This is a genomic window from Muricauda brasiliensis (assembly GCF_003057865.1).
Lineage (GTDB): Bacteria > Bacteroidota > Bacteroidia > Flavobacteriales > Flavobacteriaceae > Flagellimonas > Flagellimonas chongwuensis.
The window spans coordinates 1-24,850 of record NZ_QBTW01000015.1; the positions used below are offsets into that span (position 1 = coordinate 1).

20 protein-coding genes are annotated in these 24,850 nt (G+C 42.4%); 7 read left to right on the top strand and 13 right to left on the bottom strand.

Annotated features, from left to right (window positions below):
* A partial coding sequence (locus tag DCK90_RS10945; protein ID WP_159075819.1) for an FAD-binding protein occupies positions 1-141 on the bottom strand: 141 nt, incomplete at its 3' end.
* 206 nt (positions 142-347) lie between these two features.
* Between DCK90_RS10945 and DCK90_RS10950 the strand changes: the two genes are divergently transcribed.
* Together DCK90_RS10950 and DCK90_RS10955 are read left to right on the top strand one after the other, a co-directional pair.
* Positions 348-2,723, top strand: a complete 2,376-nt coding sequence (locus tag DCK90_RS10950; RefSeq protein ID WP_108246259.1) for a S9 family peptidase — start codon at positions 348-350, stop codon at positions 2,721-2,723.
* Positions 2,724-2,803: 80 nt separating this feature from the next.
* Positions 2,804-4,048 (top strand): NRAMP family divalent metal transporter, encoded by a 1,245-nt coding sequence (locus tag DCK90_RS10955; protein ID WP_108246260.1) that lies wholly within the window; start codon positions 2,804-2,806, stop codon positions 4,046-4,048.
* On the opposite strand, the gene DCK90_RS10960 is transcribed toward DCK90_RS10955, so the two are convergent.
* From DCK90_RS10960 to DCK90_RS10990, 7 genes are all read right to left on the bottom strand, one after another.
* A complete protein-coding gene (locus tag DCK90_RS10960) occupies positions 4,049-5,995 on the bottom strand; it encodes an OmpA family protein (protein WP_108246261.1) in 1,947 nt (648 codons plus the stop codon). It abuts the gene before it with no gap.
* Position 5,996: 1 nt separating this feature from the next.
* Complete coding sequence (locus DCK90_RS10965) at positions 5,997-6,989, bottom strand: PorP/SprF family type IX secretion system membrane protein (RefSeq protein WP_108246262.1); 993 nt, start codon at positions 6,987-6,989, stop codon at positions 5,997-5,999.
* A 1-nt stretch (position 6,990) separates the two neighbouring features.
* Complete coding sequence (locus DCK90_RS10970; protein ID WP_108246263.1) at positions 6,991-8,946, bottom strand: T9SS type B sorting domain-containing protein; 1,956 nt, start codon at positions 8,944-8,946, stop codon at positions 6,991-6,993.
* A gap of 143 nt (positions 8,947-9,089) precedes the next feature.
* Positions 9,090-9,974, bottom strand: a complete 885-nt coding sequence (gene fabD / locus DCK90_RS10975) for an ACP S-malonyltransferase (protein ID WP_108246264.1) — start codon at positions 9,972-9,974, stop codon at positions 9,090-9,092.
* Positions 9,975-10,037: 63 nt separating this feature from the next.
* Complete coding sequence (locus DCK90_RS10980) at positions 10,038-10,553, bottom strand: gamma carbonic anhydrase family protein (protein WP_108246265.1); 516 nt, start codon at positions 10,551-10,553, stop codon at positions 10,038-10,040.
* A 53-nt stretch (positions 10,554-10,606) separates the two neighbouring features.
* Positions 10,607-11,338, bottom strand: a complete 732-nt coding sequence (locus DCK90_RS10985; protein WP_108246266.1) for a LytR/AlgR family response regulator transcription factor — start codon at positions 11,336-11,338, stop codon at positions 10,607-10,609.
* The gene (locus DCK90_RS10990) at positions 11,338-13,551 is read right to left on the bottom strand and encodes a tetratricopeptide repeat-containing sensor histidine kinase (RefSeq protein WP_108246267.1); all 2,214 of its coding nucleotides are present in this window, start codon (positions 13,549-13,551) and stop codon (positions 11,338-11,340) included. The genes DCK90_RS10985 and DCK90_RS10990 overlap by 1 nt, the downstream gene beginning before the upstream one ends.
* A gap of 198 nt (positions 13,552-13,749) precedes the next feature.
* On the opposite strand from DCK90_RS10990, the gene DCK90_RS10995 reads away from it, so the two are divergent.
* Positions 13,750-14,925: a VWA domain-containing protein gene (locus tag DCK90_RS10995; protein ID WP_108246443.1), complete on the top strand. Its 1,176-nt coding sequence runs from the start codon at positions 13,750-13,752 to the stop codon at positions 14,923-14,925.
* A 50-nt stretch (positions 14,926-14,975) separates the two neighbouring features.
* On the opposite strand, the gene DCK90_RS11000 is transcribed toward DCK90_RS10995, so the two are convergent.
* The gene (locus tag DCK90_RS11000; RefSeq protein ID WP_108246268.1) at positions 14,976-15,971 is read right to left on the bottom strand and encodes a PorP/SprF family type IX secretion system membrane protein; all 996 of its coding nucleotides are present in this window, start codon (positions 15,969-15,971) and stop codon (positions 14,976-14,978) included.
* 124 nt (positions 15,972-16,095) lie between these two features.
* On the opposite strand from DCK90_RS11000, the gene DCK90_RS11005 reads away from it, so the two are divergent.
* From DCK90_RS11005 to DCK90_RS11020, 4 genes are all read left to right on the top strand, one after another.
* Positions 16,096-16,992: a NifU family protein gene (locus tag DCK90_RS11005; RefSeq protein WP_108246269.1), complete on the top strand. Its 897-nt coding sequence runs from the start codon at positions 16,096-16,098 to the stop codon at positions 16,990-16,992.
* A gap of 70 nt (positions 16,993-17,062) precedes the next feature.
* Positions 17,063-17,263, top strand: coding sequence for a dodecin family protein (locus DCK90_RS11010; protein WP_108246270.1), 201 nt, complete (start codon positions 17,063-17,065; stop codon positions 17,261-17,263).
* A gap of 68 nt (positions 17,264-17,331) precedes the next feature.
* Positions 17,332-19,431 carry a thioredoxin domain-containing protein gene (locus tag DCK90_RS11015; RefSeq protein WP_108246444.1) on the top strand — a complete coding sequence of 700 codons (2,100 nt, stop codon included), beginning with the start codon at positions 17,332-17,334 and terminating at the stop codon, positions 19,429-19,431.
* Between the two features lie 90 nt (positions 19,432-19,521).
* Positions 19,522-20,349: a mechanosensitive ion channel family protein gene (locus DCK90_RS11020; protein WP_108246271.1), complete on the top strand. Its 828-nt coding sequence runs from the start codon at positions 19,522-19,524 to the stop codon at positions 20,347-20,349.
* Here the strand turns inward: DCK90_RS11020 and tsaB are convergent.
* From tsaB to DCK90_RS11040, 4 genes are read right to left on the bottom strand one after another with little or no spacing between them, the layout of a single operon-like run.
* Positions 20,346-21,026, bottom strand: a complete 681-nt coding sequence (gene tsaB / locus DCK90_RS11025) for a tRNA (adenosine(37)-N6)-threonylcarbamoyltransferase complex dimerization subunit type 1 TsaB (protein WP_108246272.1) — start codon at positions 21,024-21,026, stop codon at positions 20,346-20,348. The two genes, DCK90_RS11020 and tsaB, sit on opposite strands and share 4 nt — an antisense overlap.
* A 16-nt stretch (positions 21,027-21,042) precedes the next feature.
* Positions 21,043-22,392 (bottom strand): TolC family protein, encoded by a 1,350-nt coding sequence (locus tag DCK90_RS11030; protein WP_108246273.1) that lies wholly within the window; start codon positions 22,390-22,392, stop codon positions 21,043-21,045.
* Between the two features lie 42 nt (positions 22,393-22,434).
* The gene (locus tag DCK90_RS11035) at positions 22,435-23,553 is read right to left on the bottom strand and encodes an efflux RND transporter periplasmic adaptor subunit (RefSeq protein ID WP_108246274.1); all 1,119 of its coding nucleotides are present in this window, start codon (positions 23,551-23,553) and stop codon (positions 22,435-22,437) included.
* A 39-nt stretch (positions 23,554-23,592) separates the two neighbouring features.
* Positions 23,593-24,849, bottom strand: a complete 1,257-nt coding sequence (locus tag DCK90_RS11040) for an ABC transporter permease (RefSeq protein WP_108246275.1) — start codon at positions 24,847-24,849, stop codon at positions 23,593-23,595.
* Position 24,850: the final 1 nt, after the last annotated feature.

Here is a 24,850-nt window from a genome sequence, read left to right on the forward strand (position 1 = left end):
CGCCGGGTCGAAGAAAGGGCCGGCCTCGACAACGGCCACCTTTAGGCCGGCCTCCGACAGTACCTTCGCCGACATGCCACCACCGGCCCCGGAGCCCACGATGATCGCATCGTACACCGTAGAATTCTCTATTATCTGCATCTGTTAGTTTGGTTTAATTTAATTGATTGAAATTCAAAAAATTAAGTGAAATGATTTAATCTTAATTACCTTTTGTTCGTTTTAAAGATACTTTTTCTACGAATAAAACCGAGTAGTTTTCTAGTTTTCCTTTGAGTTTCCTGTCCAATAAACCCATCAAAATAACCGATATTTGACAAACTAACTTTCTCAAAAAAATTATTATCATGTTAAGAACCTCTAGCTTCCTTGCGTTTCTTTTTATCTGCATCAATTCCATAATTGCACAAAAGGGCAATATTTCTTCTCTACAGATCAAAGACATTATGCAGGGGGATGACTTTGTCGGCCATAGACCATCCAGCGCATATTGGGCCACTGATGGCAAAACATTGTATTTTGATTGGAACCCGGATGGGGCACTGAGCGATTCACTCTATGCCTACTCCGTAACAAACAAAAAAATTAATAAAGTGGGCTTTTTGGATGCAAACTCGCTTCCTTCTTCACGATTGACCTATAATCAGGACAAAACACAGGCGGTCTATGCCAAGAATGGCGATATTTTCTTACTGGACCTCAAAACCCATCAATTCAAACCTATTACCAAAACACAAGCTAGGGAAAGTAATCCGCATTTTACGGATAACGGCAAGAGCATCGCTTTTGAACAAAATGGAGAACTTTTTACCTGGAACATGGCTTCAGGTCTCCTGGAGCAAAAAACACGATTTGTAAAATCCAAAAACAGCGAACCCAAGCGCGATTCCAAAGATGAATGGCTGTACCAAGACCAATTGGAACTATTTGATGTTTTGCAGGAGCGTAAGATAAAAAAAGACACAGGTGAAGAGATAAGCAATCAATTGGAAACTTTGGAACCGTTGGAGATTGAAACCAAGGGCAAGCCGGTCATCAATATAGAAATGGACCCTTCCGGAAATTTTATCACTTATGTATTGATGGATAGGCCCAATTCCAAAGGTACCATTGTTCCGCATTTTGTAACAGAATCAGGTTACACCGAAGACCAAAATACCCGTTCCAAAGTAGGTGATGAACCCACAGAATATGAAATGTTCGTGTACGACATCAAAAATCGCAAGAGCTATCCGGTGGTTTTAGACAATTTGGAAGGTTTGGATTACATTCCGGAATACACCAAAGATTATCCTGACAAAACATATGAAAACGATAATCGCATCGGTTTTATTAATGGCCCAACCTGGAATTCAAACGGAACAAGGGCCGTGTTGGATATCCAAGCCAATGATTATAAAGATCGTTGGATTGTATTGCTGGATCCAAAAACTGGAAAAGTGGAGCAGCTGGACCGTCAGCATGATGAAGCTTGGATAGCAGGACCAGGCATTGGCAGATGGGGAGGTGGCTCCCTAGGATGGATGCCCGGTGATGACAAGGTTTGGTTCATGTCCGAAAAAACTGGATATTCCCATTTATATACGGTGGGCATCAACAACAAAAAAATGGATGCCCTTACCTCTGGGAATTTTGAAATCTACGATGCTTTCCCATCAAAAGACAAGGACAAATGGTACTTTACCTCCAATAAAACGCATCCCGGAGACCGACAGTTTTATACCATGAAGCTCAAAGGGGGCAAATGGGAGCAATTGACCAACATGACGGGTGGAAATGATGTAACCCTTTCCCCCGACGAGAAGAAAATGGCGATTTTATACTCCTACTCCAACAAACCTACCGAATTGTTTATCAAAGATAACCCGGCGGAGGTCGGTGGAAATCCAGAAGCAGAACAAATCACAAATTCGAATACCGATGACTTTGAAACTTACGACTGGAAAGACCCGGAGATTATCACTTTTAAGGCATCGGATGGGGCAGAAGTGTATGCAAGACTGTACCAACCGGATGCATCTGTAAAAAACAAAGCAGCCGTAATTTTCGTGCATGGTGCGGGCTATCTTCAAAATGCGCATAAATGGTGGAGCTCCTATTTTAGGGAGTATATGTTCCATAATTTATTGGTAGATAATGGTTATACCGTACTCGATATCGATTATCGCGGAAGTGCGGGCTACGGCAGAGATTGGCGGACTGGAATTTACCGACATATGGGCGGGAAGGATTTATCCGACCAAGTGGACGGCGCCAATATGCTGAAGGAGAAATACGGTATTGATTCAGATAAAATTGGAATCTACGGTGGTTCTTACGGTGGGTTTATCACTCTAATGGGAATGTTCAACGCGCCGGAAACGTTCAGTGCCGGAGGTGCAATCCGCTCCGTGGGCGATTGGGCAGCCTACAACCATGGCTACACGGCTCGAATCTTGAACACGCCGGCTACCGATAGTTTGGCCTATAAACGAAGTTCACCTATTTATTTTGCAGATGGATTAGAAGGTGACCTTTTGATTCTTCACGGTATGGTGGACGATAATGTACATTTTCAGGACATGGTTCGCCTTTCTCAACGGTTGATAGAACTTGGCAAAGAAAACTGGGAAATGGCAGTTTATCCTGTAGAGCGACATGGTTTTGTGGAACCAAGTAGTTGGACAGATGAATACACCCGTATTTTTAAACTATTCCAAAAATCACTTTTGGGAAAAGAATAAACGATTGCCTCTAGGGGGGAAACTGAAAAATTTCAACAAAAAAACATATCTTCCTCCCTGAAAATTAACCAACAAACCGCATGAAGGCACTGTTGAAAGCGCTTGGCCCTGGCCTATTGTTCGCCAGTATGGCCATTGGCACCTCGCATTTGGTACTGTCCACCAAAGCAGGTGCCCAATATGGATGGGTGATGGTGATTCCCATTATCTTGGCCAATTTGCTCAAGTATCCTTTTTTTGAGTTCGGGATTCGCTATACCACGGTGACAGAAAAAAGCTTGATTGAGGGGTACACCAATCTAGGAAAGACTTATCTGTACATCTATGCCTTTGTAACGTTGATTTCCACCTTTACCATTTTGGCGGCGTTGTATGTTGTTACAGCTGGATTGTTCATGAACTTGTTCGAGGTAACTTACGTAGGGGCGGGCGCGATTGCATTTGGACTTTTTGTATTTATCAGTCTTTTGCTCATCATTGGCAAGTATCGATTCTTGGAAAATTCCTTGAAAGCGGTGATCACCATACTTTTCATCGCTCTTTTGATTACAACCGTTATGGTATTACAAAAAGGGCCGGTGCCCAATGCTTCCTCCTATCAAAGGCCGGAAATTTTTAACGAGGTTGGCATTTTATTTTTGATAGGACTTGTTGGATGGATGCCCACCGCGGTGGAGGCATCTGGCTGGGTAAGCTTATGGGGCATGGAAAATTTAAAAACCATGAAGAACAAACCGTCTCTTAAACTTGCTCTGCAAGAATTCAACGTTGGATATATTCTGACAGCGGTCTTAGCTTTGTTTTTTATGATCATAGGGTGGATGACCCTGTACGGTACCGGAACGGAACTCAGCAACAATTCTGTGATTTTCGCCGATCAATTGGTCAGCCTTTTTACAACACACATTGGTAGCTGGGCCTACTTTTTTATTGCGGTGGCTGCCTTTGCCACCATGTTTAGCACCTGTATGACGGCCCATGATGCTATTTCCAGAGTCAGTCTCGATGTGCTTCAAAAATTATTTCCCAAAAAAAACATCTACAATGGTAAACATACCTTTGCTTTGATGGTGATTGCCATGGCGTGGATCAACTGGATTGTTATAAGCTTGTTCAGCGCCAACATGGGAAATCTTGTGGCCCTAGCCACTTTCGTCTCGTTTGTTTTTGCCCCGCTATTAGGTTGGATGAATTTAAAAACGGTAACAGGCAAAGATGTACCAGAAGCGTATAAACCAAAAATTGGATTAAAAGTACTGACCTACTGCGGAATGCTCTTTTTATCACTCTTCGCTTTGTACTATTGTTGGATGCTGTTGATTTAATTAATCGAACAGAACATTATCGTTGAGAATCACGACCAAAGAACGTTGATTCTTTCTGTGCAATGTTTCCAAACAAAACACTCCATTGGTACAATTGTTCAAGATTTTATCCTCTCCATAGCCAATGGAATACAAAATACTCGTAGCTGGCACACCACTTTCCACCAGATATTTTTTAATGGCATCGGAACGTGCCTGAGTAAGCTTAAAATTGGTGCTGCTTCCTCCTCGACTATCCGTATAGGTTTCTATTCGTAGTTGCGCATCTGGGAATGCTTGCACGAAGTCAACAACTTTGGTAAGCTCTTCTTTGATATCATCATTAAGTTGGGTAGACCCCGTTTTAAAATAGAAGTCATTCAACTTCACCACTTTTTGACCTTCCCTTTCTTCCACTAAATCATCATAAAGTGAAACGGGAATATCGAAAGTAGTGTTCTGTAAAGCATCCAATTCATCTTGGACAAACTTCTTGATATATCTTGAATATCGCTCTTTGGATGCATCCAACACCAATTCGCTCTCGTATGGAATTTCCAGACGATATTCACCATTTTCATCCGAAATTGTTTTGGCCAGCATAGCCCCGTTCATATCCCATAGACTGACTTCTACGTTGGGAACTGTTTGGGATGATCCACTCTGGTTTACCACAGCACCTTTAAATGTGATAGTCTTGAGACCTGGCTTTTCATCCACCTTGAACCCATAGATATCATCCTTTCCTTTACCTCCTTTACGGTTGGATGCAAAATAACCCAACAAGCCATCTCCTTCGTTACGGATGATCATTCCAAAATCGTCAAATTCGGTGTTGATGGGCTCTCCCAAATTGATTGGAATCCCAAACCCATCATCTTCTATATTGGATTTATAAATATCCATGCCACCAAGGCCATAAAAGACATCGGACGCGAAATAAAGGCTGTTCTCAAATATGTACGGGGCAACCTCGTTTCCAGGCGAATTGATTCGCGGACCCAAATTGATTGGAGCGGACATTACCTGTCCATTATTGGTGTACACATAATAGATATCCGTACCGCCATAACTGTCCTCAAAATCGGCCGAAAAATAAAGCTTACCGTTAGCATCATCATAAAAGGGATAATAGAAAGAGGTACTCAAGTCCTTCAATAACAATTGATAGGAACCTCCTATCGCTTGTTTGGCAATGGCCAAGGCATTCTTTCCATTGGAGTCAAAGGCAAGTTCCCCATTCTCGGTGTTGGACAGCACATAAAAAATACTGTTCAATTTTGATGAATAGAATGGTGTTGCTTCGTGGTAATCCGTATCCTTCAACGATTTGAACAACTGTACGGAGGCAACTAGTCCAGTAGGCTGAATATTTGATTCGTAAATATGGAAATACCCTTCATTGCCTGGCTCATAGCGTAATTTTTTATTGACTTGTCGTCCACTGGAAAACAAAAGTTTATCATCGTAAAAGCTAGGGGCAAAATCCGTTTGAGGACTGTTTCCGTTCAAATTGAAGATATCATATTCCAACTGATTTTCTTGCGAGCCATTTTCTAGAAGTTGTTTATTGAACTCCATGTTCTCCATTAATTCCTTGGGAAAACTTGACGAAACTTTGGATAAAAATCCATTCGTTTGATCTGTATTGGAATTCTGGGATAGGCTTCTAAGCATCTTGTTGTAATGATGGGCATCCATCAAAGAATCCTTTCCAAAGATTTCCATGTAGGTCTTGGACGCTTTTTCAAAATTCTCGGTTTCAAAATAGGCATCAGCCAGATTAAGGAACTGCTGTTTGGTGAGTACTCCTTTTGAAAGTTGCTTCTCGTAGGCATCGACCGCTTTTTGATATTCGTACTGAAAAAAGAAAACATCTCCTGGGGAATTTCTTTTTTGAGCAAAGCCGAACACCATGCCCAGTAGGCAAGCCCAAAGTGTCAATTGTATGTTTTTTACTTGGCTCATGTTAGAAAAATCTAGGGGAATCTATTTGCTTTCCTTTATTGTCGTTCGATTTTTTACCCTTGGACCTATTGCCTCCGGAACCAAAACCGCCCCGTCCTATATAAAACTTGATGATTGCCTCATGGGAACCGCCGCTGTATTCACCCAGACCATTGGTAGCATAATCGTACGCGTACCCTATGAACATCGCGTTTGAAATCTGAAGTCCCGCCAACCCGCTTACGGCATTGTCCAATCGATACGACCCACCAATAGTGAGAGCATCCAAAAACTGAAAATTGGCCGATAAGTTTACCGTTACTGGGGAACCTTCTAAGTAATTTACCAAAAATGCAGGCTTAAATTTGGTCTGTTCTCCCAATTTGAACACATACCCTCCAATGGCATTGAATTGCATATTATCTTCTACGATGGTCGCCACTTCGTTATTGTATAATGCATTTGTCAAAAAGTTGGGTACAGAGACCCCAAGGTACCAGTCTTCTTCATGGTACATAAAAAGACCTGCCCCCACAGTGGGATAAAAACTATTGTATTTACCCCCCAATATCGATGGGTCCGATGGGTTTTCAAAATTACCCTTGGAATAATCTATATCTAGCATTGAACCTCCGGCATTTAGTCCAAAAGAGAGCTTGGTTTCTTGAGATAATCGGATTTGATAGGAATAAGCAATATCAAAATATGTTTGTGTGGATGGTCCTAGAACATCGTTCACCACATTGACTCCCAATCCCATTTTTTCATTCTTAAAAGGAATATTGGCACCTCCCCTAATCGTTGTAGGCGCTCCATCGATATCCATCCATTGCGAGCGGTACAATCCAATTATTTCAGGACTTTCCACAGTGCCGACATATGCCGGGTTAAAACTACCAATATTATACATGTACTGAGTGTACTGCGGCTCCTTTTGTCCATACACGGTACCAATGACCATACATAGCGTAAGTAAGCATATTACGTATTTCAACAAACCTTTTATATCTGGCATTTTAGTTGTCTCTTACAATTTGTATCCATCCTTTTGACACGTCTGTTCCGTCTCCATTAAGGTCAAGGACATAGAAATAGGTGCCCTTGGGCAAATCACCGTTCTTGCCTGTTCCGTTCCATGAGCTATCGTACCCGTCCATTTGGAAAACACTGTTCCCATAGCGGTCGAATATTTCGAATGTATTATTGGGGAATAGATGGTCACCAACCAAGGTGAGGGTATCGTTATACCCGTCCCCATTGGGCGAAAAAATATTACATATAGTACCCGGATATACACATTCGCTTCTATTTACGTTCACCGTTACAGTGTCGGAGTTGTTCTCTGGGTTACCATCTACAGGTACTGAGGACACCAATGCTACCGTATTCGGAATATCTCCTGGACCTCTTGCTCTTACTGTTATGGTCAACATTGCATTTGAATCGGTCGGAGTCATTTCCGGGATGATCCATTCTCCCGTATCTGGGTTATAGTTACCCAATGATGGTTCGGCACCCAAAAATTCAAAATTTTCATCAAGTATATCGGTGACCACAATATCCATCACCAAATTTTCATCCACATTTTCCACATTTATGACAAAAACTATTTCTTCTCCCAACAAATAAGCAGACCTGCCTTCTACGGTTTTTGTTATGGCCAAATCAATCGCTTCATTGGAAATACAATCTTGTACGGCTATGGTAATCTGTGCCGAAGCCGTTTCTGTACAGTTTCCAACAGTATTCGTGGTATATTCAAAAATGTAATCCCCACTGGGAAGCCCTGTAAAATCGACTATGTTTTCAGCACCGATTGTCACATTTCCTTCTGAAGGATCAGTAATTATTGTCCAAGTTCCAGGATCTTGACCAATAAGCCCATCATCCAAATCGAAAGTATTCGGACCATCATCACTGGAGACATTACATGCTTGCAGTCCATCTATCGGAGCCCCCGCCAAAGGTTCATTGTTCACGGTGACCACCACTTCCTCACGCTCGGAAGCACATTCATTGGATGCCGCGGACACGTAAAAGGATGTTGTTTCCGTTAACTCTCCGGTCTCAAAGGTGGTTCCAGTTGCGACAGGACTTGCATTTGCATCCAAACTATCGAACCAGCTATAGGTTATGGCGCTCAAATCCTCCACCTCAGCGGTAACCGTCAATACAGATGTCCCCGAACCACAGATTTGTTCCGCAGTGGTCTCCACGATCTCAGGTGTAAAATTTCTTTCCAGTTCCAGCTCTAAACTGGCACCGTAGCAGTCGTTGGCATTATCGTAATAGAATCCATAGTATACACCGGAACCGTCCTCTATATTACTATCAATTTGATCATCAACGTTATCCGGAGAAGGGTTTCTGGACCACACCAGTTGTGTGCCCCCGGGCCCGTTCACATTGTTCACATAATTGTCCAAATCCACAAATATGGCCTCGCAGAAGACAGTGGGCTCTGTGGCATCTAAGTTAGGGGCTGCCAAATTGGTACAGGTACCATCGGGGATATCATCACTTGAAATGGTCACTGTGGCCGAACCACTACCTGGGGCTACTGTATAATTAGCATTGGGAACTATGTTCACGGTAACCGTTTCATCAAACTCGACCAGAGGATCTTGCAATACATCGACGTCCAATGTCTCTGAACCATTACCTAAAATAATGGGAATACTCACAGAGGATGGCAATGCAGTATAATCTACCCCTGATGTTGCCGTACTGCTTGCATCGACCTCTAAAAAAACCTGCACCGGAGAAGATAAAAACAAACCTCCTGTTACAGAAATAGTAAACTCACCAGAAGTAAGGCCTGCCTCGCTGGCATTAGGTTCGCTTGCGGTTATAGAAACGGTTTGCCCAAAGCCAACACCGATACCCAATAGTAGAAAAAGAATAAACAAAATACCACCACGATCCATAGCGGCAGATGGTATTGATGAGGTTGTTTTTAGCCGAGCTTGCATTATTTATTGCGTGCTTTTCAGTTATGTTCTTTTTGCCTGCGTGTAGTTGGTAAGTTGGGTGAACCAATATTACAAAAAAGGCAAGGAACAACCTTGCCAATTAGTTTAAATCTCAATTTATTCGGATGAACTGTTTTCCGTGCTTAAGAAACCACTGCGGAACTGGTTTCGGCCTCACCGTGAATTTTTTTCACCAACCCTTGCAACACCTTGCCCGGCCCTACTTCCACAAAGGATGTAGCCCCGCCTTTTACCATTTGCTGAACGCTTTGCGTCCACTTTACGGGAGCGGTCAACTGTAGTATTAAATTCTTTTGAATTTCAATCGGGTCGGATACTGCCGTCGTGGTCACATTTTGATAAATAGGGCAGCTCGGCGTTTTAAATTCTGTTGATTCTATGGCTGCGGCCAATTCTTCCCTAGCAGGCTCCATCAACGGGGAATGGAAAGCTCCGCCCACTGGCAACAACAAAGCTCTTCTTGCTCCGGCCTCTTTCAATTTTTCACAGGCTACATTAACAGCATCCACTTCACCAGAAATTACCAATTGCCCTGGACAATTGTAGTTTGCAGGCACCACTACACCTTCCACTTCCGAACAGATTTTCTCCACTACCTCATCTTCCAGCCCCAAAACGGCGGCCATGGTACTGGGTTGTATCTCGCACGCTTTTTGCATGGCAAGCGCCCGCTGTGACACTAATTTTAGGCCATCCTCAAAGTTCAAGGTGCCATTTGCTACCAAGGCGGAGAATTCCCCCAAGGAATGTCCGGCCACCATATCCGGCTTAAAACTATCCCCCAACACCTTGCTCAAGATTACAGAATGTAAAAAAATGGCGGGTTGGGTCACCTTGGTCTGTTTTAGGTCCTCGGCCGTACCTTCGAACATAATGTCGGTAATGGAAAAACCAAGAATTTCGTTGGCTTTTTCAAAAAGTTCCTGTGCCTCGGAGTGATTTTCGTACAGGTCCAAGCCCATACCTACAAATTGTGCACCTTGTCCTGGAAAAATATATGCGTTCATTGTTGTCGATTTTTTTGAGTGGCACAAAAATAGGGAATATTCAATTTATCGTTTGCTCGATTACTATTGTTCTTTGAACCAACTGGCGTATTTCACGTAATTGTTGGCAATCCTGTCTATTTCTCCTTTGGACAGTTCAGGGCTGATATCCTTTATCTTTTTGGCGGGCATTCCGGCATAAATACTTCCCGCTTCCACATGTGTCCCTTTGGTAACTACCGCTCCTGCAGCAATAATGGAATTGCTCTCCACCATACAGTCATCCATAATAATGCTTCCCATACCCACCAGCACATTGTCCTTGATCGTGCAACCATGTACTAAAGCATTATGGCCTATGGAGACGTTGTTCCCGATAGTGGTCGGGGATTTTTCGTAAGTGCAGTGGATCACCGCACCATCCTGCACATTCACTTTATTTCCCATTTTGATAAAATGGACATCGCCACGTATTACTGCGTTGAACCAAACACTGCATTGGTCTCCCATAGTTACCTCACCCACAATGGTTGCATTTTCCGCGATAAAACAATCCTTTCCAAACTCAGGAGATTTTCCCCGTACCGGTTTTATAATCATGCTGATATATTTTGACTTTGTTTCACCTTCCTCGACATGGGATGATGAATAATTTATTGAAAATACGACAATAGTTCCGCCTTTTTGGATGCCGAAACGGAAAGTTCTTTCCCGTTGGACAACACCACACTACCTCCCTTGCCTTTTTTGTACTTCACCACCTCGGTCACGTTGACCAAATAGGATTTATGAATTCGGGCAAAAGAATGCGATTGCAGGGCTTCTTCAAAATATTTGAGGGTTTTGCTCACAACTATTTTCCTTTTTTCCAGATAGATTTCGGTATAATTATCGTCCGCTTTGCAGAAATAGATATCGGCAACCTCCAACACTTGGAAACCATCTTGTTGGGGCAATGTTATTTTTCCTTCAGCCTTCACGGACCGAGCTTGCAGCACCTGTCCCTCCAAGGCATTCTCCTTTTCCTTGATGGTACGCACATAGTCCACTGCTTTTATCAACTCATCAATATTGATGGGTTTCATCAAATAATAGGCCGCATGATGATTGAGTGCATCCATGGCATATTGGTTGTAGGCCGTCACAAAAATGGTTTCAAAAGTGCGTTCAGGGATTTGGTCCAACAGGTCAAAAGCATTTCCAAAGGGCATTTCCACATCCAAAAACACCAAGTCGGGGTCGTGCTTTTTAATTTGCCGCAGACCTTCTTCAATGGTAGCCCCTTCGCCCAACAATGTGACTTTATCGCAATACTTGGCCAAATAGTTACGAAGAATTTCACGGCTATTGGCCTCATCTTCCACAATTACTGCTTTTAGTTCCATTATTGCTTTTTAAGTTTTAAGGAAACCCTGGTTCCTGTTTGGTCTTTGTTTAAATCAGCAATGGACACATCCACCCGGTTTTTATACATGTCGTTCAAAATCTGGATGCGTTTTTTTATGTTGCCCATGCCCTTGGATTTCTGTTTCTTTTGATTGGTGGTCTTCAATTCAGCGGACCTTTTTCTTCCTATACCATCGTCCTCGATACGAATTTCCAGCATATCATCAGTGACTTGCCGAACTTTGATTTTAAGGCAACCCTTTTCCTCCCTATACCGCAGTCCGTGCCAAATTGCATTTTCTATGTAGGGCTGCAATAACATGGGCGGAATCTGAAAGGCATCCACATCTATTTTCCTATCCACATCTATTTCGTAATCAAACTTGTCCGAAAACCGCGAATGCTCCAATTTCACGTATAGTTCCAACAGCTCCAGTTCCTTGGCCAACGGAATAAAATCTTCTTCTGAATTTTCGAGTACGCTGCGCATCAACACGGAGAATTCACTTAAAAACCGATTGGCACTTCGCTCGTCGCTCTTGGCGATATAGGTATTGACGGAGTTGAGCGCATTAAAAATAAAATGCGGGTTCATTTGTGTCCGGAGCGATTTCAATGCCAGAAGGTTATTGGCAAATTTTTGCTGCCTGTTGCTCCTGTAATACAAAAATGCGGTAAGTGCCATCAGGGCAATTCCAAATATCAGTGAGTAGATAATCCATTTTTGTCGCTTACTGGTCTCCTCGTACAATTGCTGCTCCGTTACCGCCAGACTATATTTGCTCTGACTTAGCTCCCTTTCCTGTTCCAAACTGGAAATTCGGTTTTGTGTGTTTGCAATCTCTCGGTTAAAACGTGCTGCCCTGGAAATTTCCTGCTCCTTTCGAACATATAGGCTATCCACCACGGCCACATAATCCTGATAAGATGCCAATGCCTTGCCGTAATCACCTTTGTAGCCGTACACTTCGGATAATTTTCGCGTAGCGTCCTTTTGCACTACCAGGTCATCATCCTTGTCCGCTTCCACTATACTTTTTTCCAGATACGGAATTGCTTCCTCTAATTTGTCCTGTGCGATATAGGCGTTGGCAATTTTATAATTGATGCGCTGAGAGGTTATGGTATCCCGTGTATTGATTCCCAGTCCTCTGGTGGCCACACTGGCCCTTGGCATCTGCTTTAATTCGTCCAGATTTCTTTTTCTCAATTGGATCTCATCATCATATCGGCTTTTCTGATTGTAGAAATCCGCAACCTTCTCGCTTTCCTGAATCAATCGTTCGGGCGCTACTTCTTTTGACAAGTTCAAGGAATTTTGATAAAACCCTTCGGCTTCTATTACCCTATCTTCGCTTGCAAATACATCAGCAATTTTAGAGTTGAGGTCGATTTCCTTGGGGGAGATTTGGTTTTTTTCCGCAATAAGCAGGCCCTGTTGATAGTACCCTTGGGCCTCTTTCAATTTGTTCAGCTCCTTATTGGCATCGCCTAGAGCTTCAAAAAGCTCGATTCGCTGATAGGGAACCATGTTCCTTACCGTTACCAGAGGTTCCAGCATGGAGATGGCACTTTCATAATTTCCGTTCAGCACGTAAGCACGTCCCAAAAGTATTTTGGTCTTGTTGGATTCTTGAGCTGCCAAGGCATCCTTAAAATTGGTGATGGCCAAATCGTACTGTTCGTGAAACATATAGATTTCTCCCAAAGTTCGCAATGAAGCAGAAAATTCATTTTTATTCCCTGAGCTGCCCAAGGGCTCCATGGAACGTGCGATAAAATCGATGCTCTTTTCCAAATCGGTTTTCTTGTAAGCGTTGGCGGAATCCAAAAACCGTTGATGGTCCACAAGGGAATTCCTTGAACCAACTGCTTCCCGCTTTTGCCTTTTTGAAACTCCACTAGGATAACCTTCCACCAAAACATCCACATCTTCACCAGATTTGATACGGTAACGCACGGTTTCCAGTTCAGGTCCTTCAACCATCAATATATCTCCTACGGAAGCCCTGATAACAAACTCGCCCAAGGCATTTGTAGTGGTAAAGGCACCTTTATCGGTAGATACACGAACTCCAGAAATGGGGGCGTAGTTTTCCTTGCCCTTTACCGAGCCCTTGATCTGTATTTGACCCTGTGCATTTCCCACTTGCGCCAGAGAACCCAACGAGGAGAAAAGAATCAATAGTAATATGTAAATGTGGCGAGCCATATGTTAGGTAAACATACTGCATCCCAAGCATTTTAAAAAATGGTCACCTACCGAAATCCACTAAAAAACCACCCTTTTTTACCATCTTACGAAGTTGTTGGTTCCATTCACTCATTTGAAATGCCAGGTCACTCATTCCAGATTTTAATTGAACAAAGTTGCCGATACATTTACCTCAACTTTAAAAATTATTGCATCATGAAACATATGAATTACTTTTTAGGTTCGGCTTTTCTGTTATTTATGACAGGTACAAGTTACGGTTGCAACCTTAATGCACACACGAAAGAGAAAACAACTTTAGTCACTCGGTCCGCAACCGAAAAGCCTTCAGAGCAATACGTTAAAATTGCACTGCTTTTGGATACGAGCAATAGTATGGACGGACTCATCAATCAGGCAAAAGCACAATTGTGGGACATTGTCAATGAGTTTACCCATGCCAAATGCGGCACCAACAAGAGACCATCACTTCAAATTGCACTTTATGAATATGGAAATGACAATCTTTCTTCACGTGAAGGATACATCAGACAGGTGTTGGGTTTCAGCAACGATCTGGACGAAATTTCGGAAAAATTGTTCTCACTGACCACAAATGGTGGTGAAGAGTATTGTGGACAGGTTATCCATACCTCATTAAAACAATTGGATTGGGGCAAGAACGCAGATGACCTTAAAATGATTTTTATCGCGGGCAATGAACCCTTCACTCAAGGAAAACTGGATTACAAAGATGCCACCACCAATGCCAAAGAAAAGGATGTTATTGTAAACACCATTTTTTGTGGCAACTACGAACAGGGAATTTCCACCATGTGGAAGAGCGGTGCTACACTTACCGGCGGTGAATATATGGCCATTGACCATAACAGACAGGTTGTCCACATTAACACGCCTTATGACGATGTCATCATTAAGTTAAATTCAAAATTGAACGGCACCTATATTTCCTACGGCTCCATTGGCCGACAAAAAAAGGAGCTGCAATATGCCCAAGATGCAAATGCAGCAGAATTGGAAGAGGTGGTAGCCGTGAAAAGAGCTGTGAGCAAAAGTTCCAGACTCTACAAAAACTCGACTTGGGACCTTGTAGATGCTGCCGAAGATGATGAATCTTTGATTGCTGAACTACCACAAAAAGATCTGCCCGAAGAACTTCGAGGAAAATCTGAAAGTGAGATCAAAGCTTATGTAAAACAAAAGAAGGCGGAACGGGAAGAGATTCAAAAACAAATACAGGAACTCAATGCCAAACGAGAGGTTTACATTGCCGAGAATCAAAAAGAGGAAACCGGCGAATTGGAAAATGCGATGTTATCCGCTATAAAGGCCCAGGCATCAAAGAAAAACTATACTTGGGATAAAAAATAATATTGACGCTTTTTAGATTGAAATGGTCCATCATAAAAAGATGGGCCATTTTAGTTATTGGCCGCAGGGCAATAACAGTCATAACGCTTGCCTTGGTCGCTTTGCCCGAAGTCGTATCCCAAAGTAATTTGATGGAAGCCTCCATTATCAAAACGGATATCCCCAGACTGATACGAATAGTTGTAAGAGAACATGAATCGGTTTACATTGACCCCGATAATAGGTGTAAATAATTGAAGACGTTGCTCGCCAAAATTCCCGTTGGATTGAAATTGTGCTCCATCAAAACTACGACGGTAGGACAATCCGGCCCAAACGGTTCCAAAACTTAGATCTCGATATACTTTTGCGTTCAGGTCCACCGTCTTCTCTTTGGTAAAGTCGGTCATTTGGAACAAAATGGAAGGCTCGATTCGGGTAGTTTTCCCGAACACATAACCTACAGAGAACAAATAGCGCCTTAGATTATCAAATTCCGCGGCAGTGTATAGATCACGTCCACTTCCCAAAAGATTCAGTACAGCGACATGTGCATAAAACTCAAACAGATTATAGGATGCCCCTAGATCTACATTAAAATAACTAGTGGTGTTTTTGACCCCTGTGACAACCGGGTCAGGAACTACGGACCTAAATTCCGTCTCGTCCAAACTGCTCAGTATTACACCAGCGCTCAGTCCAAAAGATAACTGGTTGAGCGTCCTAAAATCGCCAGCCAACTGCAAGTGGTGCGCATACGTGGCCTTGAACCCTGTTTGCGAATGGTAACCGTTGGAATCGTTGAAAAGAATTCCCCCTATTCCGCTGCGTTCCCCAACTCGAGAATTAATGTTCAATGTTTGTAAGTTGGGCGCTTCGTCCACACTGAACCACTGTTTTCTTGCTGTTAGGCGAACTTTGGTACCTTCCGAAATACCCGCCATTGATGGATATACCAGATAATAATTATCCGCCAAGTAATCAAAATACACGGGAATACCTTCCTGGGCCTTGGCAAATGAGCCAAAAAACAAGGCAACAAACATTGAGGTTAAGATTCGTCTCATCTGACGGTTGGGGCTAGTGATTATCGAATACTATAAAACACTTAAATAACGATAAGCTTGTCACATTATTATAATATTTTGCTGCACATCGCAACTATTGGTATTTTTGCAACAAATATTCAAGATGAAAGAGTTCAATATCACGGTTGTTCCTACCAACAACCCCAAAATAATAAAACTGGAAGCCAACCATTTTTTGGTGAAGGGCAATTACGAGTTTAAAAATATTGATGAGGCCAAAAACTCCCCTTTGGCCCAACAACTTTTCTACCTCCCATTTATCAAGACCGTTTACATTGCCAGCAACTTTGTGGCATTGGAACGTTTTGACATTGTGGAGTGGGACGATGTAAAGGATGAAGTGGCTCAACAATTGGTAGAGTACCTCAACGCCGGTGAACCTGTGGTCAATGAAGAGGCGGTTACAAAAAAAGAGCCGATTACGGTATATGCTGAGGTAACACCCAACCCGGCCGTAATGAAATTCGTTTCCAACAAAAGAATCGTTCCCTCTACGTATGAGTTCAAGAATATTGACGAGGCCAAAGATTCACCACTGGCCAAGGAACTTTTCCATTTACCTTTTGTAAAAGAGGTTTTTATGGACGAAAACTACGTATCCGTTACCAAATATGAAGTAGCCGACTGGGAAGAAATCAATATGCAATTGCGCGAATTTATCCGTGATTATCTTGCCGATGGTAAGGAAGTGGTAACGGCAGAAGCCATTCAAAAGGGCAAGGAAACTATTGAGCAGAAAAAATCAGGCACCGATTACGATGACACCTCACTTCAAATCATAGACATTTTGGAAGAATATGTGAAGCCAGCCGTTGCCGGTGATGGCGGAAACATTCTTTTTCAATCCTATGAAGAGCAAAGTGGTACCGTGAGCGTTATCCTTCAAGGAGCATGTAGCGGTTGTCCATCATCCACCTTCACCCTAAAGAATGGTATCGAGACCATGTTAAAAAACATGATGGGTGATAAAATCAAGGAAGTTGTTGCCCTTAACGGATAATTAACTAGGCCACTGCCTTATTCCGGTCAAAATTTGTTACCTTAAAGGAAATCTAAAAAATACATTGACCATGGCAGTTTTAAAAGTTATCGAAGTATTGGCTAATTCCAGCAAGAGCTGGGAAGATGCTACCAACAATGCGTTGGAGCAGGCCTCAAAATCAGTTAAGAACATTCGTTCCATCTACATCAACGAGCAGAGTGCTACCGTAAAAGATGGAAAAATTGACAACTACAGGGTAAACGTGAAGATTACCTTTGAAGTACAATAACAAAAATGAAGAAAAGAAAATGCGTCCCGAAACGGACGCATTTTTTTATGCACAAAACCGCCCATGTGATGAAAAAAGTGCTTTTCTTCATATTATTTGGAACCGTAGCCCTTGGCTGCAAACAAAATTCCGACAACATGAGCCATAAACATACCAACGCCCTTATCCATGAAACCAGCCCATACTTGCTCCAACATGCCCATAATCCGGTAAATTGGGAAGCTTGGCATCCAGATGTGCTGGAAAAAGCGCAAAAAGAGGATAAACTTCTGCTCATAAGTATTGGCTACGCTGCCTGCCATTGGTGCCATGTTATGGAAAAAGAGTGTTTTGAGGACGAAACAGTGGCCCAAGTGATGAACGACAACTTCATCAATATAAAGATTGATAGGGAAGAGCGTCCAGATGTGGACCAGATTTACATGGATGCCATCCAAATGATATCAGGTCAAGGCGGGTGGCCCCTCAATATTGTGGCCCTGCCCGATGGCAGACCTTTTTGGGGTGCGACCTACGTCCCAAAAGATAATTGGATAAAGTCCTTGGAGCAACTGGCCGAACTTTATAAAAACGATAAGCAACGGGTAACGGAATATGCCACCGACCTGGCGAATGGACTACAGGCCATAAACTTGATAGAAAACAATGTGGACAGTGAACTCTATTCCTTGGAGCAGTTGGATAGTGCCGTTCAAAACTGGACGCAGTACTTCGATACTTTCTTGGGCGGACACAAGCGCGCTCCGAAATTTATGATGCCCAACAATTGGGACTTTTTATTACACTATGCCACAACCACCAACAAACCGGAAATCATGGAGTTTGTGGACACAACTCTAACCCGGATGGCCTACGGAGGTGTTTATGACCATGTGGGCGGAGGGTTTTCCCGCTATGCCGTTGATGTGAAATGGCATGTTCCCCACTTTGAGAAAATGTTGTACGACAATGGTCAATTGACCAGTCTGTATGCCAAGGCCTATGCCGTTACAAAAAATGACCTGTACAAAGGTGTTGTTGCCGAAACAGTTGCCTTTGTCCAAGAGGAACTTTTGGACAACAGTGGTGGATTCTATTCCTCATTGGATGCAGACAGTTTAGACGAACATGGAAATTTGGAAGAGGGTGCCTATTATGTTTGGACGAAGGAGCAACTTATCAATTTACTGGGCAATGATTTTGAACTGTTCCAAGCATATTTTAACATAAACTCTTACGGGCATTGGGAAGAGCAGAATTATGTACTTATCCGGGACAAGAACGATGAAGAGATTGCCAACAGTTTTGGCATTGACATTGAAACGTTGAGGAAAACCATAAAAAAGGGCCTAGCCACACTTAAAAATGAAAGAAATAAACGTCCGAGACCACGGTTGGATGACAAAATCTTGACATCTTGGAACGGATTGATGCTTAAAGGACTGGTGGATGCCTATCGTTATCTGGAAAACGAGGCATACTTGGACCTTGCCTTAAAAAACGCCGAATTTATTGAACGGGAACTTATAAAAGAAGATGGCTCACTCTACCGCAACCATAAAAATGGTACCAGTACCATCAATGCATTTTTGGATGATTATGCCACTGTAATCGATGCTTATTTTGCACTTTACGAGGTCACTTTTGATGAAAAATGGCTAAAACTTTCCAAAAACCTTCTCAAATACACAAAAAAACACTTTTTCGACAATGAATCTGGAATGTTTTTTTATACTTCGGACCAAGACCAATCCCTGATTAGGAGGACCATAGAAGTGGACGACAACGTTATCTCCTCCTCCAATTCCATGATGGCCATCAATCTCTACAAATTTGACAAGCTGTTTCGAGGTGAAGGTTATGGGGAAACATCAAACCAAATGCTCAAAAACGTTCAAAAGGATTTTGACCGTAGGGCACAGGGTTTTTCCAACTGGTTGCATTTAGTGTTGTTCAACAACAAAAATTTCTATGAGGTCGCCATAATCGGTGATGACTATATGGACATGGCACAACAAATTGGCAAGGAATACCTGCCCAATAGTATTTTAGCTGGTTCCAAAAAGAATGGCAATCTTGATTTGTTGAAAAACAGGAAAGTACCGGGTAAAACCTTAGTATATGTATGTCAAGAAGGAGCTTGCAAACTCCCTGTCAGTACGGCTAAGGAAGCCTTGGAACAATTGTAAGCACCCTTTAACATTAACATTTGTTTAAAAACCTTTTCTTTTTTATTATTTGAATATTAACTACGTTGCCAATTAAACTAAAAAGCTATTATGAAGGAACTAGAAAATTACCAAGAATACGTTGATCAGGCCATTGAATGGGCCTTTGGGGTCGTACCCAATATAATCATGGCGATTATCATATTTTTTGTCGGTCTATGGGTTATCCGGCTTATCAATAGGATGGTGAGAGGGTTCTTTAAAAGAAAAGAGTACGACCAGACCCTAGAATCCTTTCTACAAAGTTTTATAAGTATCGCCTTAAAGGTTATGCTATTTGTGGTCGTGGTGACCCAATTGGGCGTAAAGACCTCATCATTGGTAGCCATCATCGGTGCCGCTGGTTTGGCCATTGGCTTGGCCTTGCAAGGTTCATTGGCGAATTTTGCCGGCGGGGTATTGATACTGGTTTTCAAACCTTTCAAGGTCGGTGATTTTATCTCTGCACAGGGCGTGGATGGAACGGTTAGGGAAATCTCCATTTTCAATACCAAGTTGAGTACTTTCGGGAATCAAATTGCGATTATACCGAATGGTCAGCTCTCCAATGACAACATCATCAACTACAATATGGAGTCTACCCGTAGGGATAAAATTGACGTTGGAATCGGGTATGGTTCAAACATTAAACAAGCAAAGGAAATCCTTCTTCAAATCTGTGCCGAGAACGAGAACATCAACAAAGAACCTGCACCAGAGGTGTATGTTGGAAATCTTGGTGACAGCTCCGTAGACCTGTCTTTGCGTTTCTGGGCCAATAACGATGTATTCTGGGCGGCACATTTTTATGTCATTGAGGAAACCAAATTACGTTTTGATGAAGCCGGAATCGAAATACCTTTTCCGCAACGTGTTATGCATAAGGCATTGGAAGATTAATTCTTCTTCTTTTTTTGCTGAAGCACAAAGTCCTTGAGATAATAGGGCTCGAAATAGGCCACGTCCTCAAACTCATTGGACTGATATTTTTGAAGAGCAATTTGAATCATATCCTTCGCAGAAGGCACAACGGATTCATTAAAAATAAAGTTGGGGTGTTCTAGGACACCCCTAATTTTTTCTGCTCCACTACCAATAATATATACCTTGCTGTCCGATACGAATTCAGAGAAGGATGCTTCCTCTATGATCTCGGCCCGGGTTTCGCGAACTTCCTTATATGACGCATTGTATACACAGGAATACACCTCCATACGTCTTGCATCGAGTACAGGAATCACCAATTCCCCCGGTTTTATATCCACTTGATGCGCCATACTCTGGAGGGTAGGAACAGAAATCAAAGGAATATCCAATGAAAAACATAGACCTTTTGCGGAAGACACCCCGATACGAAGTCCTGTATACGAACCCGGGCCTTTACTAATGGCAACTGCATCAAGGTCCGAAAATGACAAAGAAGCCTCTTCCAAGGCTTCTTTTATAAATACGTGCAATTGTTCCGAATGGGAATAGTTCGCTGCGTTGTTTTCTTTTAGGACAAGCATTTCGCCATCCTTTGCAATGCTCACGGAGCAATTGGTGGTAGCTGTTTCTAAATGTAGTATTGTAGCCATAGCGGCCACAAAGATACTAGTTTAATGAAATGGGTATACCAAAGTAGAACTCCAATATTTTCAATCGGAAGATATAATCGTATTTGGTACGGATCACATCTGCCTGTGCATTCTCCACCCTGGCTTGCGCTTGGCTAAAGTCAAAAGCGTTCATCAAACCAACATCGTAACGTTCCTTGGCATAGTCATACGCCAAAGTCCTTGCCTCCAATGTTTTTTCGGCTGCCGCATAGGCCTTTTCAAACGTATTCACATCTACATAGGCCTGCTGAACGGTATTTTCCAAATCTAGTTTATCCTGCTCCAGTTGAAGCTTGGCCTTTTCCAGACTTATTTGTGAACGGGTTACATTGTTACGTGTGCTCCATCCATTGAAAATAGGGATGTTCAACTGCGCACCGTAACTGATACCATCAAAAATCCATAATTGGTCAGTAAGGCCAGGAGTATACACACCTCCATTTCCGTCAGGAATCTGGGTTACATCTGAATACCTTGTTCCGTATTGAAAGAAAGCCGATAGCGTTGGCAAATAGGCTCCCTTTGCAATTTTGACATCTTGTTCCGCCAATTCCACATTGGATTCTGAGAATTTGATATCGTTCCTAAAGGTCATCGCCTTATCAAAAATAGCCTTAGGTGAATTATCAAGAATGTCAGATGGGGGAATATCAAATTCCTCTTGAGCAATATCAAAATTTTCATAATCTGTAATCTGAAGCAATTGTGCCAGATTGATACGAGAAATTAGAACATTGCTCTCGCCATTCACTATTTGCTGTTCTTGATTGGCGGCCGTCGCCTCGATTTCCAAAAGGTCTCCCCTGGGAACCACACCGGATTCCACCAATTCCTTGGTACGCTTTAAATCCTGTTCGGTAACAGCGTATTGCGCCCTAAAGGTTTTAAGCTGTTCCTTATTGGACACCACTTGTAAATAAGCGTTCGCCACGTTCAAACGGATATCATCCTTTAAATCATCCAAACGGTATTGGTTCGCAATTGTGTTCATTTTGGCCCTATGCAGCTGGTTAATGTTCCTTAACCCATCAAAAAGTGTTATGCTGGATGTAGCACTTATGTTCACGTTATTTGCCGTACTGTTCGTGGGCAAGTTGTTCGTTGGATTAATGGAGAAACCTGTGTTGCTCGACGCTGACATTGTTCCGCTTAAACTTGGAAGCATGTTTCCAATGGCATCGGACTTATCTATTTTAGCGTTCTCCAAATCCAGTTCAAATTGTTCTACGGTCAGGTTGTTTTCTACTGCGTATTCCACACATTCCTGGAGCGTCCATTGTCGCACCTGTGCACTCGACAAGGTAACAGCGAACAACGCAAGTAATATGGTTATGCTATTTTTCATTCGTTTTTCGATTTTGATTTATTAATGATGGTTTAGTACGGATTAGTTTTCGTCAGATTTTCTTTCCAACTTGTTCCAAACCTTGATTTTATCATTCTCATCAATACCGGAAACAATCTCTACGTCTATTCCATCGCTAACGCCCAATTCAAGATCTCTGCGCTCAAACTCATTTTCGCCTGTCTGTACTTCCACATATGGCTTTTCTGTCTCTTTATCGAACTGAAGCAAAGCTTCTTTGATGGACAATACATCTTTCTTTTCTTCCAATACTATGGATGCGTTGGCACTATAACCTGCCCTTACGTAAGAGGTACTATCACTAGCTTTTACGTCTAGATCACCTTCAATCTTAAACTGAACAGCTCCTTCTTCCTCCACACCTTTTGGTGCAATGAACTTTAACTTGGCATTGAATTTTTGCTCTTCCAAGGCTCCCAAGCTAATCTCCAGGGGCATGCCTACACTAAGTTTTCCAACTTCGGCTTCGTCTACCTCTCCCTCAAAAATCATTTGGTTCATATCTGCAATGGTGGCAATGGTGGTACCATCGTTAAAGTTGTTACTTTGGATTACCTGATCTCCTTCTTTTACTGGAATTTCCAAGATGGTTCCAGCTACGGTAGCCCTAATATTGGTGTTTGCGCTTGCCGAGCCTCCGGCAGAACCTTTTCTAATAATTTGGTAATCCGCTTGGGCATTTTTCAATTCCTGCAACGCTTGCTCGTAGGTAAGCTTTAGGTTATTGAAGTCTTGGCTGGAAATCACACCTTTATCAAAAAGGGTTTTATTCCTGTCGTATTCTATTTTGGAATTGTTCAAAGCGAGTTCTGCAGTTCTTACCCGTCCTGCAGCTTGGTTCAAAGATTGCTCGTTCGGAACTACCTTGATTACGGCAATAAGGTCTCCGGATTCTACGCGCACACCTTCTTCCAAGAGGATCTTATCGATAATCCCTGAAATTTGAGGCTTGATGTTGATCTCGTCCTCTGGTATTACCTTTCCGGTTACGATTACTTTATTAACAATGTCCTTTCGTTCTGCTGTTTCGGTTTTATACAGCTCTACAGGAGCACTGTTCTGCTTTAAAAAGTAGACTATCGCGGCCAAAATACCAATGACCACTACCCCTATCAATCCGTATTTTACATACTTGTTCATTCTTGCTTATTTGATTTCGTTATTTAATTGTATTGATGATTATTCTTCTCTTAATGCATCTATGGGTTTTATTTTTACCGCTCTATTGGCAGGCAACAGTCCAATGAGCACACTCAAACCAACCATTAAAACAAATGATATGATAAATTGAGGTATACTGATCATTGGTTTTACAAAAGGAAAATCATCCCCACTGCCGAACATGGCATCCAAAAGCGACAATATTCCAACGGAGATGGAGAATCCAACAAGGCCCGCAAAAGCTGTCAACACGATGGCCTCAACCACAATCTGGCGTTTTACAATCACGGGGGTTGCTCCCAAGGCCCTTCGCACACCTATTTCTTGCGTACGCTCCTTTACGGTAATCAAAAGGATGTTACTGATGGCAATCACACCAGCCAACAGTGTAAAGATTCCAACAAAGAAGGAGAATCCTTTGAGTACGGTGGTAAAGGCGGTGATGCTGTTGAATATTTCCGACATATCGAAACTTCCAATGGCACGCTCATCATCTGGGTGGATATCGTACTTCGCTTTTAAAATGCTCTTAATTTGGCTTTCAACAAATTTCACTGGAGTATTATCCTCCACCGCAATGGCCATCCATCCCATCCTGTCACCTGAGTTAAAGGCTATCTGAAAGGTACTGAAGGGAATGAATACGGCGTTTTCACCATCTATATTGATATTGTTGTTCGGCTTATATATTCCTACCACGGTAAAGTAAACTCCATTAATCCTAATTTCTTCACCGATGGCCTTCTCCCCTTTTTCAAAAAGGAGCTTATAGGTTTCTTCCCCGATAACGCATACCTTTTTGGAGTGCTCTATATCGGTTTGATTAAGGAACCTGCCCTCCACCAATTTCTTTTTTGTAATATCATCGATTTCCGGATAGTCCCCATAAACCGCAGAACCACTTGTTTGACCATTTCTATACACCGTCACAGTCCCCCGATGACTAGCCAACTCAATTCTTGGCGCCAACACTTCTATTTCGGGTATCTGCTTTTTTAAGATATCGGCATCTTCCAGTTTATATTGAATTCTTCTTCCCCGCTCAAAGCCTTTGTATGGTTCGGAGGTCGATTGACCCCAAACAAACAAACTGTTCGAGGCTGTTCCAGCAAATAGTTTATTGAACCCGTTGCTCATCCCGTTGGCCGAACCTAGCAAGAGCACCAAAATGATCATCGCAAAGATTACCCCAAGCATGGTCAAGAACGTCCTAAACATGTTCTTGCTCAGCGTATGAAAAATTTCTATCCACAAATCCTTATCAAATAACCACATA

Excerpts from the sequence above, each read along its gene's own strand:
- DCK90_RS10950 (WP_108246259.1), top strand. The coding sequence starts at position 348 with ATGTTAAGAACCTCTAGCTTCCTTGCGTTTCTTTTTATCTGCATCAAT.
- DCK90_RS10955 (WP_108246260.1), top strand. The coding sequence starts at position 2,804 with ATGAAGGCACTGTTGAAAGCGCTTGGCCCTGGCCTATTGTTCGCCAGT.
- DCK90_RS10960 (WP_108246261.1), bottom strand. The coding sequence starts at position 5,995 with ATGAGCCAAGTAAAAAACATACAATTGACACTTTGGGCTTGCCTACTG.
- DCK90_RS10965 (WP_108246262.1), bottom strand. The coding sequence starts at position 6,989 with ATGCCAGATATAAAAGGTTTGTTGAAATACGTAATATGCTTACTTACG.
- DCK90_RS10970 (WP_108246263.1), bottom strand. The coding sequence starts at position 8,946 with ATGCAAGCTCGGCTAAAAACAACCTCATCAATACCATCTGCCGCTATG.
- fabD (WP_108246264.1), bottom strand. The coding sequence starts at position 9,974 with ATGAACGCATATATTTTTCCAGGACAAGGTGCACAATTTGTAGGTATG.
- DCK90_RS10980 (WP_108246265.1), bottom strand. The coding sequence starts at position 10,553 with ATGATTATAAAACCGGTACGGGGAAAATCTCCTGAGTTTGGAAAGGAT.
- DCK90_RS10985 (WP_108246266.1), bottom strand. The coding sequence starts at position 11,338 with ATGGAACTAAAAGCAGTAATTGTGGAAGATGAGGCCAATAGCCGTGAA.
- DCK90_RS10990 (WP_108246267.1), bottom strand. The coding sequence starts at position 13,551 with ATGGCTCGCCACATTTACATATTACTATTGATTCTTTTCTCCTCGTTG.
- DCK90_RS10995 (WP_108246443.1), top strand. The coding sequence starts at position 13,750 with ATGAAACATATGAATTACTTTTTAGGTTCGGCTTTTCTGTTATTTATG.
- DCK90_RS11000 (WP_108246268.1), bottom strand. The coding sequence starts at position 15,971 with ATGAGACGAATCTTAACCTCAATGTTTGTTGCCTTGTTTTTTGGCTCA.
- DCK90_RS11005 (WP_108246269.1), top strand. The coding sequence starts at position 16,096 with ATGAAAGAGTTCAATATCACGGTTGTTCCTACCAACAACCCCAAAATA.
- DCK90_RS11010 (WP_108246270.1), top strand. The coding sequence starts at position 17,063 with ATGGCAGTTTTAAAAGTTATCGAAGTATTGGCTAATTCCAGCAAGAGC.
- DCK90_RS11015 (WP_108246444.1), top strand. The coding sequence starts at position 17,332 with ATGAAAAAAGTGCTTTTCTTCATATTATTTGGAACCGTAGCCCTTGGC.
- DCK90_RS11020 (WP_108246271.1), top strand. The coding sequence starts at position 19,522 with ATGAAGGAACTAGAAAATTACCAAGAATACGTTGATCAGGCCATTGAA.
- tsaB (WP_108246272.1), bottom strand. The coding sequence starts at position 21,026 with ATGGCTACAATACTACATTTAGAAACAGCTACCACCAATTGCTCCGTG.
- DCK90_RS11030 (WP_108246273.1), bottom strand. The coding sequence starts at position 22,392 with ATGAAAAATAGCATAACCATATTACTTGCGTTGTTCGCTGTTACCTTG.
- DCK90_RS11035 (WP_108246274.1), bottom strand. The coding sequence starts at position 23,553 with ATGAACAAGTATGTAAAATACGGATTGATAGGGGTAGTGGTCATTGGT.
- DCK90_RS11040 (WP_108246275.1), bottom strand. The coding sequence starts at position 24,849 with ATGTGGTTATTTGATAAGGATTTGTGGATAGAAATTTTTCATACGCTG.